The 14,285-nt window shown below is 41.2% G+C and carries 11 protein-coding genes; 6 read left to right on the plus strand and 5 right to left on the minus strand.

Features of this window, described 5'->3' with window-relative positions:
- The first annotated feature begins 193 nt into the window (after positions 1 to 193).
- Complete coding sequence (locus tag FTU02_RS14210; RefSeq protein WP_180116541.1) at positions 194 to 2,131, plus strand: ATP-binding cassette domain-containing protein; 1,938 nt, start codon at positions 194 to 196, stop codon at positions 2,129 to 2,131.
- A 531-nt stretch (positions 2,132 to 2,662) separates the two neighbouring features.
- Here FTU02_RS14210 and FTU02_RS14215 read toward each other — a convergent pair.
- The 5 genes from FTU02_RS14215 to dnaA all read right to left on the minus strand — a co-directional run bounded on the left by FTU02_RS14215 (position 2,663) and on the right by dnaA (position 9,471).
- Positions 2,663 to 3,040 carry a hypothetical protein gene (locus tag FTU02_RS14215; RefSeq protein ID WP_078189504.1) on the minus strand — a complete coding sequence of 126 codons (378 nt, stop codon included), beginning with the start codon at positions 3,038 to 3,040 and terminating at the stop codon, positions 2,663 to 2,665.
- A 170-nt stretch (positions 3,041 to 3,210) separates the two neighbouring features.
- Positions 3,211 to 5,679: a DNA topoisomerase (ATP-hydrolyzing) subunit B gene (gene gyrB / locus FTU02_RS14220; RefSeq protein WP_180157710.1), complete on the minus strand. Its 2,469-nt coding sequence runs from the start codon at positions 5,677 to 5,679 to the stop codon at positions 3,211 to 3,213.
- 43 nt (positions 5,680 to 5,722) lie between these two features.
- On the minus strand, positions 5,723 to 6,805 hold the full coding sequence (gene recF / locus FTU02_RS14225; protein WP_180009130.1) for a DNA replication/repair protein RecF: 1,083 nt from the start codon (positions 6,803 to 6,805) through the stop codon (positions 5,723 to 5,725).
- Between the two features lie 23 nt (positions 6,806 to 6,828).
- A complete protein-coding gene (gene dnaN / locus FTU02_RS14230; protein ID WP_078194448.1) occupies positions 6,829 to 7,977 on the minus strand; it encodes a DNA polymerase III subunit beta in 1,149 nt (382 codons plus the stop codon).
- Positions 7,978 to 8,085: 108 nt separating this feature from the next.
- Entirely contained in the window at positions 8,086 to 9,471 is a 1,386-nt protein-coding gene (gene dnaA, locus FTU02_RS14235) for a chromosomal replication initiator protein DnaA (RefSeq protein ID WP_111885711.1), read from the minus strand.
- Positions 9,472 to 10,130: 659 nt separating this feature from the next.
- On the opposite strand from dnaA, the gene rpmH reads away from it, so the two are divergent.
- The 5 genes from rpmH (at position 10,131) to mnmE (ending at position 14,239) form a co-directional block, all read left to right on the plus strand.
- Positions 10,131 to 10,265 (plus strand): 50S ribosomal protein L34, encoded by a 135-nt coding sequence (gene rpmH, locus FTU02_RS14240; protein WP_000831329.1) that lies wholly within the window; start codon positions 10,131 to 10,133, stop codon positions 10,263 to 10,265.
- A gap of 31 nt (positions 10,266 to 10,296) precedes the next feature.
- Complete coding sequence (rnpA, locus tag FTU02_RS14245) at positions 10,297 to 10,689, plus strand: ribonuclease P protein component (RefSeq protein WP_078189509.1); 393 nt, start codon at positions 10,297 to 10,299, stop codon at positions 10,687 to 10,689.
- 9 nt (positions 10,690 to 10,698) lie between these two features.
- Positions 10,699 to 11,019 carry a membrane protein insertion efficiency factor YidD gene (gene yidD / locus FTU02_RS14250; protein WP_111885710.1) on the plus strand — a complete coding sequence of 107 codons (321 nt, stop codon included), beginning with the start codon at positions 10,699 to 10,701 and terminating at the stop codon, positions 11,017 to 11,019.
- Positions 11,020 to 11,024: 5 nt separating this feature from the next.
- Positions 11,025 to 12,791 carry a membrane protein insertase YidC gene (gene yidC / locus FTU02_RS14255; RefSeq protein WP_180065696.1) on the plus strand — a complete coding sequence of 589 codons (1,767 nt, stop codon included), beginning with the start codon at positions 11,025 to 11,027 and terminating at the stop codon, positions 12,789 to 12,791.
- A gap of 92 nt (positions 12,792 to 12,883) precedes the next feature.
- Positions 12,884 to 14,239: a tRNA uridine-5-carboxymethylaminomethyl(34) synthesis GTPase MnmE gene (gene mnmE / locus FTU02_RS14260; protein ID WP_180050926.1), complete on the plus strand. Its 1,356-nt coding sequence runs from the start codon at positions 12,884 to 12,886 to the stop codon at positions 14,237 to 14,239.
- Positions 14,240 to 14,285: the final 46 nt, after the last annotated feature.

A 14,285-nucleotide genomic window follows, 5' to 3' on the forward strand; every position in this document is an offset into this window, starting at 1 on the left:
TTATATTCCCAATATGTTTTATTAATCCATTTAAAACAACAACTTGAAATATTTTTTTAATACTATAGCCCTTTCAATATACCTAAATACGTGGAATCTGTCACATTTTTTCAGATGGTTGCGATGCTTTGTTTTTTCTTTTGCAAAGCCATCCATTAGAATAGCCCCACATTCTTCTTGTTTAGTTAGTTCCATGATTCAGTTAGACCAACTTTCCATTCGTCGCGGTGGGCGTGTTTTATTTCAAAAAGCATCTATGCAATTGCATCCAGGCTGGAAAATCGGCTTAACCGGTGTAAATGGTGCGGGTAAATCCACTCTTTTTTCTGCGCTTTTAGGTGGAATGGAATCTGATGGTGGTTCATTAACTCGTCCTGCGGTATGGACCGTCGCGCATATGGCACAAGAAATCAAAGCACTCGATATGAAAGCGATTGATTTCGTTCTTTCAGGCGATGAAGAATATTGGGAAATACAACATAAACTTGAACATCCAGAACAATTAGACAATGAAGCGTTGGCACACTTATATGGCCGATTTGATGAAATCCATGGCTATACAGCTCCATCCAAAGCCTCACAACTGATGGCCGGCCTGGGTTTCTTTGAACATCAGTCCCAGCTCAATGTTTCAAGCTTTTCAGGTGGTTGGCGTATGCGTTTAAACCTTGCGCGTACCCTGATGAGCCGTTCCGACCTCTTATTACTCGATGAACCAACCAACCACTTAGACTTAGATGCGATTTTGTGGTTAGAAGATTGGTTAAAAGCTTACGAAGGTACACTAATCTTGATTTCACATGACCGTGATTTCTTAGATGCGGTGACTGATCATATTTTACATATCGAAAATCAAGAGCTGACACTTTACACCGGCAACTATTCGACCTTTGAACGCACCCGCTCTGAGCGCTTGGCACAACAACAACAAGCCTATGAAAAGCAGCTTGAAACCCGTGCGCATCTCCAAAAATTTATTGACCGTTTTAAAGCCAAAGCGACTAAAGCTAAGCAGGCTCAAAGCCGTATTAAACAATTAGAACGCATGCAGGAACTTTCTGCGGCGCATGTCGATACACCATTTACCTTTAGTTTCCGTGAACCGACCAAAATGAGTTCACCACTGCTGCAAATGGAACACGCAGATATTGGCTATGGCGACAAACTGATCGTGACCAATGTAAACCTGCAAATTACCCCAACCAGCCGAATTGGTTTACTCGGGATGAATGGTGCGGGTAAATCAACCTTAATTAAATCGTTAGTTGGTGACCTTCCTTTATTACAAGGGACGCGCAAAGCCTCTGAACTGTTGAATATTGGCTATTTTGCTCAGCATCAAATGGATGCTCTAGATGGCAATGCCAGCCCGATGTTGCAACTATCTCGAATTGCTGACAAAAAAATCAGTGAAGCTGCATTACGTTCATTTTTAGGCAGCTTTGGTTTTAGTGGCGAACGCATGGATACACCAAGTGAAGGCTTTTCAGGCGGTGAACGAGCACGATTAGCTTTGGCTTTGATTGTTTGGCAACGTCCCAATGTTTTAATTCTAGATGAACCTACCAACCATTTAGACCTTGATATGCGTCATGCCCTAACTATGGCATTACAAGATTTTGAAGGCGCTGTGGTTTTGGTTTCGCATGAACGTCAATTGATTGCCAGCGTTTGTGACGAATTATTGTTGGTACATCATGGGAAATGTCGCGAATTTGATGGTGACCTCGTGGCTTATGCCGATTGGCTGCGTCAAGCGCGGATCGACATGATGAAAAATAGCCAACAAGCCCCTACTCCCATCAAATCTCAAGTTGAAACTAAACCGACGATTTCCAAAGTCGATAAAGAAGCTCAGCGCAAAGAAGCTGCACGTCAGCGTGAATTGACCCGCCCGATTCGTAAAAACATTGAAAAAAATGAAGCGCAAATCAGCAAAATTCAGCCACGCTTAAACGAAATCGAGGAATTATTAGCAGACAGTGCTTTATATGAAGCCAGTCGTAAAGATGACTTACTCAAACTAATGAATGAGCAAACAGAATTAAAAGCCAAACTTGAATCTGTCGAAGAGCAAATGCTTGAATTAATGATGGAATTAGAAGAAATGGAAAGTAGTTTTGAGGCTTAATTTAAAAAGCAAAACCCTAGATTTCCATTATTAAGAAAACCTAACTTAAGCTCAAAAAATCAATCGCCGCGTAATTTAAATGTTCCACGGCGATTTTTTATTTATACTTCACAATAATAATCACACTATAAATCTAAAAAATATTTAAAAAATCGAATGTTCATATCCAACTGGTTATTACATTGTTAAAGCATTTCTATTCGGAAAGAAACTAAAAATTGAGCGATAGCTTTTACCCTAATTTTGTAAATGAATTCAAAAAAATATACTTCACATCAAACTCATTACCACAGTTATCCACAAAAGCCATTTTTAAATTCAAATCTTAGTTTTAAATTCATTTTTATTTTTTAAATTCAAAATATCAAACCACCTTTTTGTGGATAAATATTTTTAAATAATGTTATCCACAATTATAAATGACTTTGATGTTAAACACTATTAAATGTGAAAATTCACAAAACTTATCCACATTTGCAAGATGGATGCATTTTATCTCCATTCACGACATCAATTTAAACTTTTTATTGTTTAAGATAAGGCAGAAGGATGGGCTTTTTTTGCCTTTAAAAAACGTAATTCTTGTATTTTCCAGGTCTGATCAAAATGCCAGATTTCCTGTATTTGCTGCTGTGTTTCGGCTAAACCAATTAAAATTTTGCACTCAGTTTGGTCACGATTAAACTCATATTCTTCAAATTCTACGTCTGGTTTTTGTGGTTTCCAAACCCCATTCTTCACTGCATGTGCAATACGTTCATAGCGGACATAATTACTTTCGACACGCCCGTCTTGCTCATAAACCACCTTAAAGTGCTCATCTTCGTATTCGGCTAAAACGGTATAATTTCCGGTAAAAAATGCATTTACCCAGATGTCACGAATGTGTTCAAGTTGATTGTCCATCATATATAGACCTCTTATTTTTAGCTGCTAAGTTCAATTTGATTTGAGCTTAGCATCAGAATAAGTCAATTTTATAAAACACAAATTGGCGATTTAATATTCAATTTTATTTAAGATAGCATAAAAAAAAGCACTCCCAAGAGTGCTTTTTTGAATGATTCTGTAATCAGAATTTAGGCATCAATATCCGCATTTAACGCATTTTCTTCAATGAAGGCACGACGTGGTTCCACATCATCACCCATCAAGCAAGAGAACATACGATCAGCTTCAATCGCATCCTGTACCGTTACTTGCAGCATGTTACGGTTCTCAGGATCCATCGTGGTTTCCCAAAGCTGCTCAGCATTCATCTCACCCAAACCTTTATAGCGCTGAATCATCATGCCACGGCGTGAGTCTTGTAAGATGTTTTGCCAAACCTGATGGAAGCTGCTCACTGGAATTTTGCGCTCGCCTTTTTGTAGGAAAGCGCCTTCTTCCAATAAGGTGAACCAACTCTTCGAATTTTTGAGTAAACGCGCATATTCACCTGAACCCAATAGACCTGAATCTAACAAGTATTGGTGCGGTAAATTATGAACATAGATGGTAATACGCGGGAAATAGGTCGCTGACTTATTGCCTTCAGTATCTTCATGCTCAAACGTTTCGATGCTTAATTCAGGACGTAGGCTAGGCTGAGTTTTCTCAATATTGGCACGTAGTTGCTCACCCCAAGTCTGTACATAGTCTTGGTTATTTGCTTGATCTAACTTAAAGCCTTCTACTGCCAATAAACCATCCAACACACTTGCAGGATAACGTACAGTCAGACGATGCAAACTCTTTTGAGAGGTTTGATAATCCGCAATCACACCCGCTAAAGCCTCACCACGAATGGCAGGTGCTTCTGCACTGATGTGTAATTCAAGCTCATCAATTGCATTTGAAATCAGGTAAGTCTCAAGTGCATCATTATCTTTGATGTACTGTTCTTGCTTGCCTTTTTTCAGCTTATACAACGGTGGCTGTGCAATATAAATATATCCACGTTCCACAAGTTCTGGCATTTGACGGAAGAAGAAGGTCAATAGTAGCGTACGAATGTGCGAACCATCGACGTCGGCATCGGTCATGATGATGATTTTGTGATAACGCAGTTTGTCTGGGTTATATTCCTCACGGCCAATACCACAGCCTAAAGCGGTAATCAATGTTCCCACTTCTTGAGAAGAAATCATCTTGTCAAAACGTGCACGTTCCACGTTGAGGATTTTACCTTTCAGCGGCAAAATCGCTTGCATCTTACGGTTACGGCCCTGTTTTGCAGAACCGCCCGCAGAGTCACCTTCGACTAAGTAAAGTTCAGATAATGCAGGATCTTTTTCCTGACAATCGGCCAATTTACCTGGCAGGCCTGCAATATCAAGCGCACTCTTACGACGTGTCATTTCACGTGCTTTACGTGCTGCATCACGCGCACGTGCCGCATCAATAATTTTGCCTGCAATAGATTTAGCAGCTTGTGGGTTCTCTAAAAGATATTCAGAGAACGATTTATTCATTGCTTGCTCTACCGCAGTTTTCACTTCGCTCGACACCAATTTTTCTTTGGTTTGCGAAGAAAATTTTGGATCAGGCACTTTCACCGAAACAATTGCAGTTAAACCTTCACGCGCATCATCACCAGAAACCGCCACTTTCTCTTTTTTGAGTAAGTTTTCGCTTTCCATGTAGCTGTTTAAGCCACGAGTTAATGCAGCACGGAAACCCGCTAAATGCGTACCACCATCTTTTTGTGGAATGTTATTGGTAAAGCAACGAACATTTTCCTGATAAGAATCATTCCACTGCAATGCAACTTCTACACCAATGCCATTATCCGCTTGAGTAGTAAAGTGGAAGATATCATTCAGATGGGTTTTGCCTTGGTTAATATATTTTACAAACTCAGACAAACCACCTTCATAGTCATAAACGTGCTCTAAATTGATACGTTCGTCACGTAGCACAATTCGCACACCTGCATTCAGGAAAGATAATTCACGTAAACGACGCGCCAAAATATCGACATTAAAAATCGTTTGACTGAAGGTTTCAGTACTTGGCCAGAAACGTACACGTGTACCGGTACGATCTGTCTCACCTACCACCTTTAATGGATACACGGAATCACCGTGTTTATATTCTTGCTGGTGGATTTGACCCGCACGATGAATAGTTAATTCGAGCTTGCTTGAAAGCGCATTCACCACGGATACACCTACACCATGTAGACCGCCTGAAACTTTATAGCTGTTATCATCAAATTTACCGCCCGCATGCAGAATCGTTAAAATCACTTCTGCTGCAGAAACACCTTCTTCTGGGTGAATATCGGTAGGAATACCACGGCCGTTATCCGATACGCTCACAGATTCATCTTCATGGATGGTGACTTGAATTTCGTCACAATGACCTGCCAACGCTTCATCAATTGAGTTATCGACAACTTCAAACACCATGTGGTGTAGGCCAGTACCATCGTCAGTATCACCAATATACATGCCCGGACGCTTACGTACAGCGTCTAGACCACGTAATACTTTGATGCTAGAGGAATCATAAGCTTTTTCTATGGTTTGTTCTGTTTGAGAAGCAGCTTGATCTTCTGAACTCATGGTTTCTCCCTAGTGAAAAATAGGTCTATCCAAAGGTGGTATTTCATTGCACAACAGCCTGCACCGTACCATTTTCAACTTTGAATAATTGATAAGAAATAGATAAATCATGTAAGTGTTTTTGCACTGAATCATGGTCTAAAGTGGTAATAAAAACTTGACTACCAAGATGGCTTAAACGCTCAATTAAACGCTGTTGTGCGGTTAAATCTAATTCTGCTGTCAGATCATCTAATAATACCACAGTTTCCTTATTACAAGCATGTAGCATTGCAATCTGTGACAGTTTTAACGCCATGATCAATAACTTTTTTTGCCCACGTGAGAGCACAACATCAGCATCCCCCATAGCGGTTTTCAACCTTAAATCTGCACGGTGCGGACCATACTCAGTATAGCCACGTTCGCAGTCTTTAAAGTGCTGATTGGTCAGATCATTCAGCAGTCCTGTTTCAGCATGAAAGCCTGCACTATATTCCAATGTCACTGTTAAATGCGGCAATAATGCTTGGAGATCTTGTTGGAAATATCGCGTCCACTGTTCCACCACATTACTGCGCAGACTATGTAATATCTCACCATAATCACTGAGCATTTTGTTCCACGGTTCTAGGTCAGACAAACTCAAATGACGTCGTGATTTCAGCAAGCTATTCCGCTGTTTTAATGCCCGCGCATAATATTGCCATGCATGGTAAAACTCCGGTTCCACGTGGAACATCAACCAATCTAAAAGTTGACGTCGTGGCTTCGCACCATGATCAATAATATCGGTACTTTGTGGGTCGATGAGTTGTAGTGGTAAAATCTTAGCCAACTGCCCTTGTGTCCCCACAAGGTCGCCATTGACTTTAATCACTTGCTCGCCCGACTGCATTTTTTGCATACCAATACGATCTGTTGCAGACTGCGCAAAGACGACAGCGTCAGGGCTATTATTTTGAATATAGTTTTTCGGAATATGAGTTCGAAAAGAACGGCCTGTTGCCAGCAAATGTACTGCTTCTAATACAGAAGTTTTGCCTGAACCATTTTGCCCATAAAAGACATTAAACGGCTGCAACCCAGAGAGTGCAACCGTCTTTAAATTTCGAACACGTTCTACATGTAAACGCGTGATATGCATAATAATTGAGACGTCAGTCCGAATTAAACACGCATTGGCATCACAACATAGGTTTGATCTTGTTGCTGTGGATCTTGTACCAATACCGACTGGTTCGCTTCTGTCATGGTCATTGCAACATCATCACCATCCAATACATTCAGTACTTCCAATAAGTACTGTGCATTAAACGACATTTCCATCGGTGCATCTGCATATTGAATCGCAAGATCTTCGATCGCTTCATCTTGCTCAGGGTTATTGGCACGAAGTTGTAAAGTGTCCGCATCAAACTTCAAGAATACGCCGCGCAATTTTTCATTACTTAAAATCGCTACACGTTGCAGTGATTGTTTAAATACATCATGTGCAATGCGCACGTTTTTATCGCCACCACGTGGAATCACACGGCGGTAGTCAGGGAATTTACCATCAATCAATTTTGTGGTGAAACGTACGGTAATATCACCCTGCTCTTTATCACGGCTGGCAATGGTAATTGTTACATTTAATAATTCACGACCAATTAACAACGATAATTGCTCGTCTTCAACACTCAATAGACGCTGTAATTCACCTACGGCTTTACGTGGAACAATCGCTTGCATTGCTTGTGTCGCATTCGAGCTTGCCGCTGTTTCACACATCGCCAAACGGTGACCATCGGTCGTTACTGCACGCAATTGATTTTCATCAATTTCAAGCAAAGTACCTGTCAAATAAAAACGCACATCTTGAACCGCCATGGCAAAAGATGTTTTCTCAAATAAACGCTTTAACTCACGCTGAGTTACACCAACCTGAGTGCCTTGAGTATTTTCGGTGGTTAATAAAGGATAGTCTTCAGCTGGCAAAGTGCCCAATACAAAACGACTGTTTCCAGATTTTAAAATACAGCGCTGATCTTCAGTGATTTGCAAATCAATCAATGCCGCTGAAGGCAATGATTTACAGATATCCATCAGTTTACGCGCAGGAACTGTCGTCACCCCTGCTTGTAAACATGCGCCATCTGCCAGCGGTGTACTCGCAACCAATTCCACTTCTAGGTCAGAACCTGTAATGGTCAATGCTTGCTCAGTAACCTGTACTTTGACATTGGATAAAATATTTAAGGTATGGCGACGCTCAACCGCTCCTACGACATGTGACAGAACATTCAGTAAGCTTTCTTTCGCGATTTTTAAACGCACAATACATTCCTCTAAAAACTGAAGACAGACAAAATAAATTAATTTTTTAGCAGTGTACTATGCGGCAGAATATACCGCATTGCAAGAACAGAATTTGAACAAAAAGACTTAACTTTGCAGCAGACGTTGCAAGTTTTTATAGTCCTCATTGAAGATTGGATCTTCTTCACGCAGGCTTTGTACTTTTTCACAGGCATGCATCACAGTACTGTGGTCACGGTTACCAAAAGCCATACCAATTTCAGGGAAACTATCCCCTGTCAGCTCACGTGCTAGCCCCATAGCCAACTGACGTGGACGTGCATAAATACGTGTACGTTTTGGGCCAACCAATTCTTTGAGTGGAATACGGAAATATTCACTCACCACACGCTGAATATTTTCAGTACTAATAGTACGTGCACGAATCGCCAACACATCTTTTAATGATTCACGCACCACATCTAGATCGATTGGGGTACCTTTAAAACGAGAAATGGCTACAACTTTATTCAGCGCACCTTCTAGTTCACGAACATTGGCAACCACTTGTTGAGCAATAAACAGCGCACAATTACGTGGAAGTTCCACGCCATTGCTTTCCGCTTTTTTCAGTAAAATTTCAATACGAGTTTCGATATCTGGTGGTTCCACACCCACCGATAAGCCCCACGAAAAACGTGAAACCAAACGTGGATCCAACTCAGTCAGTTCTTTTGGATAACGATCCGAAGTTAAAATGATTTGCTTAGATTCATCTAATAACGCGTTGAAGGTATAGAAAAACTCAACCAAGCTGGCCTCTTTACCCGCCAACAAATGAATATCATCCACCAATAACAAATCTAGCGAACGACAATTTTTCTTAAATTCTTCGACCTTACCTTGCTGTAGAGAGCTCACAAAGTCTTGTACAAAACTTTCAGCCGTCATATACATGACCCGTGCATTCGGTTTGGCCTGTAATAATGCATTACCCACTGCTTGCATTAAGTGGGTTTTACCTAAACCTGTCGGCCCATACAAAAATAAGGGATTATGTTGTGAAGCACCGGGTTGTGTAAGTACTTTACGACAGGTTTCTGCCGCCATCTGATTGGAACGGCCTTCAACAAACAAGGAAAAGGTAAATAATGGGTTAAGCTGACGCTTACGGTTATTTTTTGAAGACGTCTCTTCTTTTTCTTTTTTAGGACGATTCGGTGCAGACACTTGCGGCGTTGACTCTAATGCTGCGGTGGTTGTTGCAGGTTGTTCAGCTGCAGATAAAATTGCACCAGGCCGTGAATCAACCAAAATCTCGACTTTACGTACCCGACCTTCAGACAACTGTTCCGCTAAAATAGAGATCAGTTCTAAATGGTGCTCTTGAATATAGCGTGTCCAATACGGATTCGGTGCATAGAGTTTTAGACTATCACCTGCATCTTCTGCCACCAATGGGCGTATCCACATTGTATAGACATTTCCTGAAAGCTCTTGTCGCAAGCGAGTTAAGCAGTCTGTCCAAAGCATGTGAAACCCCTATTTCAGTCCATTGTACGAAAAAAATAATTCAACCCCGCCTAAGCGGGCAGCCATTCTAACCATCTTATCCACATCTGTCATGAACAAATCAGTCGAAATCGATCAAAAAAACGCAAATTGAGTTTAAATTTAAATTTAAATCACGTGTGGATAAGTCTATCCGCAAGCTGTGGATAAATTGTAGCACAAAGTTATCCACAAACTATCAAAATTATAAAAACATCGTTATCCACAATGTAATTATTTGTTTTTTAAATCTAAAAATGCGTTTTCCACAGAAAATATCAACACTAATAGTAATAAATTTAAATTTTAAAATTTGAATTTATTTATAAGATCGACCCATTCTGGGGATAACTTGATGGTTAGTTTAAATTCAAATTTAAATTCATAAAAACCAATTCACAAATTTGAGATTGTGGATAAATCTGTGAGCAAACTTGAAGATAACTTAAATAATTAATATATACAATGATTTAGTTTGTGGGTATTTTAATTTAAAACTTTCTGACTGATTTCTAATCCTTATACTATCTTGATATATCACAGCCTAGATTTTGAAAGAAAGCGTGTTTTTCATTGACAGCTCAAGCAATGAGCACTAAAATCGCGAACCTTTACTGAAAGATCATTTTTGGAGTTTCGATATGAAACGTACTTTCCAACCTTCTGAGTTGAAACGTAAACGCGTTCATGGTTTCCGTGCTCGCATGGCTACTAAAGCTGGCCGTCAAGTATTAGCGCGTCGTCGTGCAAAAGGTCGTCACAGCTTAACTGTTTAATTTCAGTTAAGACTGTCAAGACTTGGGTGTTATGACAACACTTTACGGCTTTAGCACAGATGTGCGAATACACTGTGCTGCCGATTATAAAAGTGTGTTCGATGGTGCGCTTTTTAAAGTGCATCAACCCCATTTCTTATTTCTAGCAAAAATCTCCGAACAGCCGAATAGCCGTTTGGGTATTGTTGTTGCTAAGAAAAAAGTGCGCCGCGCACATGAAAGAAATCGAGTAAAACGACTTGCACGCGAAAGTTTTCGCCTGCATCAACAGCAGTCTAATGTATTAGATATTGTCGTTATGCCAAAAATGGGCATAGAGGCGGTACCGAATGCAGAGTTGCATCAGCAATTACAATTTGCTTGGCAAAAATTGCAGCGCCTTGCAAATAAGCATAAAAAAATAGCTACCTCCCCACAAGCGTAGAGATGACCAATGGTTCGTTTACTGCATTGGCTCATTCGTTTCTATCAGATTGCGATTAGTCCTTTATTGGGACCACGCTGTCGTTATATTCCAACATGTTCTCAATATTCTTTGGAAGCAGTCCATCAACATGGTGCTGTACGTGGAGTGTGTCTAGCTGTTCAGCGTATTTGCCGTTGTCATCCTTGGGGCGGTTCAGGCTATGATCCTGTTCCATCAAAAGCAATTCGTTTTATTTCATTTCAGCAAATAGATTCTCAAACGCGTCACGTTGCTGTACCCTTTCGTGAACGTTTATTGAACCAAAATCACTCTAACCACTTGGGGTAATACCTATGCAACAATGGGCCAGGATTGCAATTCTAGGGGCCATGTTTGTTGTCGCATATTTGCTCATTTTGGCTTGGCAGAAAGATTATGGACATGCGGAACAAAAACCTCAGCAAAACGCTGCGGTGGTAACGCATGAAGTATCTGCCGATTTGCCAAATGGCCAGACAGCTACGGCTGCTACTGATGTGCCGCAAGCAAATAATGCTGCTACACAACAAACAACAGATGCCACTGCACCTGTTAGTCAACAGTTAATTTCAGTACAAACTGACCTTTACCATCTTTGGATTAATCCAAAGGGTGGCGATATTGTTCGTATTGAATTACTCAATCATGACAAAAATAAAGACAGCGACGAACCATTTGTAATGCTTGAAAGCGATGCAAAACGTATTTATGTTGCTCAGTCTGGCTTAATTGGTCTTAATGGCCCTGATAGTAATCCGAAAGGACGTCCAACCTATGAGATTGAAAAATCTTCATATACGTTGAATGACGCAAAAGCTGTGAAGGGTAAAGATGGCCAAACAGCAAAAGTTTTGTCAGTACCAATGGTTTATAAAACAGCAGATGGAGTAGAGGTTATTAAAACCTTTAACTTCACTGAAGGTGAATACCCTGTTGTCGTGAATCATAAAATCGTGAACCGCAGTGCTCAGAACTGGCAAGGTCAAATGTTTGGTCAGCTTAAACGCGACAACTCTGAAGATCCGGGTAAATCTGATCAAGGTATTTTCACTTTAGGTACATTCCTTGGTGGTGCATGGGGTTCGCCTGAAGAACATTACAACAAACTTAAATTTGCTAACTTCAATGAAGAAAAATTGAATGTTGAAGCAACTGGCGGTTGGGTTGCAATGGTTCAGCATTACTTCGTGAGTGCGTGGATTCCTGGACAGATCAAATTAACGCAAGCCAATGGTCAACCGTATGCTGCGAAACTTGAGTCACGTAAATCTACCGATGATATGAATATCATTCAGTTCACATCACCTGCAATTAATGTTCCTGCAGGAACTGTGGCAGAAGTAGATGCAACGTTCTATTCAGGTCCAAAAATCCAATCTGAATTAAAAGAATTGGCGGTTGGTTTAAACCAAACTGTAGACTACGGTTGGTTATGGCCTATTGCGAAATTATTGTTTGTCGGTCTTGAGTTTTTCCACGGTTTAGTGGGTAACTGGGGTTGGTCAATTATTCTATTGACGATTCTGGTGAAACTGATCTTATGGCCATTGTCGTCGAAGAGCTACCGCTCTATGGCGAAAATGCGTGTGATTGCACCTGAAATGCAACGCATGAAAGAAGAGTTCGGTGAAGACCGTATGCGCTTCTCGCAAGAAATGATGGCATTGTATAAACGTGAACAAGTAAACCCACTATCAGGTTGCTTGCCGTTATTGCTCCAAATGCCGATCTTCCTTGCTTTGTACTGGGTGTTAATGGAGTCCGTTGAACTACGTCATGCGCCGTGGTTAGGTTGGATTCAAGATTTATCTGCGATGGATCCGTGGTTTATTTTGCCGCTATTAATGGGCTTAACCATGTTTATTCAGCAAAGTTTGAACCCACAACCGGCTGATCCAATGCAGGCGAAAGTCTTCAAAATCATGCCAGTGATCTTTACGGTATTTATGTTGTTCTTCCCTGCGGGCCTTGTGCTTTACTGGATCTGTAACAACAGTATTACTATTCTTCAACAAGGTTTGATTAACAAATCTGTTGAAAAAGAACGTTTAAAACGTGAAGCGGCTGACTCAGCAAACTAAGCATTGCTGATGGGCTGAATAAATCCGCTTAAGATGGTAATCTTAGGCGGATTTTTCTTTATCTGTCGTTTGAAAATTTTTAGGTGAATTTTATGTTAAACCGAACCACCATCGCAGCAATTGCCACACCGCCGGGTCGTGGTGGTGTCGGCGTGATTCGCCTGTCTGGTCCCCAATCTTATGCCATTGCTGAAGCATTAACGCAGCAATCCTTACCACAAGCACGTTTTGCTGGTTTCCGTAAGTTTTATGATGCATCGAATGAAATCATGGATGAAGGTTTGGTGATTTGCTTTCCAAATCCGCACTCTTTTACGGGTGAGGATGTGGTGGAGCTTCAAGGTCATGGCGGCCCCGTTATTCAAAATGCATTATTGGCACGCTTACTAGAATTGGGTGCTATTGCTGCAAAAGCGGGCGAATTTTCAATGCGCGCCTTTGAAAATGGCAAAATGGACTTGGTGCAAGCCGAGGCGATTGCCGACCTGATTGATGCCACCTCACAAGCTGCTGCGCGTTCTGCGGTACGTTCATTACAAGGTGCTTTTTCGAGCAAGGTCAATACGGTGTTAGAAAAACTTATCCATTTGCGTTTGCATGTGGAAGCAGCGATTGATTTTCCTGAAGAAGAAATCGACTTTTTGGCGGATGGTAAGATTTTGGGTTTATTGGATGAAGTGGCAAGCTCGGTCCATGCTGTGCAGCAATCTGCCCGTCAAGGTCAGTTACTACGTGAAGGTTTACAAGTGGTGATTGCCGGTAAACCCAATGCAGGTAAGTCATCGCTACTCAATGCTTTGGCGGGTGTTGAACGTGCGATTGTGACGGATATTGCCGGTACGACACGAGATGTTTTACATGAAAAAATCAGCCTCAATGGTTTGCCGATTACCTTGACCGATACCGCAGGTTTACGTGAAACCGGTGATATCGTCGAAAAAGAAGGGATTCGTCGCGCAATTAAAGAAATTGAGCAAGCTGACTTGTTACTTTTGGTCTATGACTTAAGTCAAGGCGAAGATCCACTGCAATTGGCTCAAGCGTACTTTGCCGATCATATCGAACCGAAGCGGTTGATGTTGATTGGTAATAAATGCGATTTGACGGGATCTACCGCGGAAATGACCGATTTAAACGGTTTTCGACATATTCGGGTTTCGGCTAAACAAGAAACTGGCGTTCAAGCGCTTATTGATGCGATTACAGCGCATGCAGGCTTTCAGCCAGAGGAAGATACCTTTATTGCTCGAACACGCCATTTAGACGCAATGAAGCGCACTCAGCGCTATCTTGCAGAAGCACGTGAGCAGTTGGTTGTTTATCATGCGGGTGAGTTGGTAGCTGAGTCTCTACGTTTGGCGCAAAATGCTTTAGGTGAAATTACCGGCGATTTCAGTGCAGATGATTTGCTTGGAAAGATTTTTGGATCGTTCTGTATTGGAAAGTAATAAAACTATTGAGCTCCTCGTTTCATCCATTGAAATATCCATCCAA

Origin of the sequence: Acinetobacter sp. YH12045, from assembly GCF_013419925.1 — a bacterium.
Classification (GTDB): Bacteria; Pseudomonadota; Gammaproteobacteria; order Pseudomonadales; family Moraxellaceae; genus Acinetobacter; species Acinetobacter amyesii.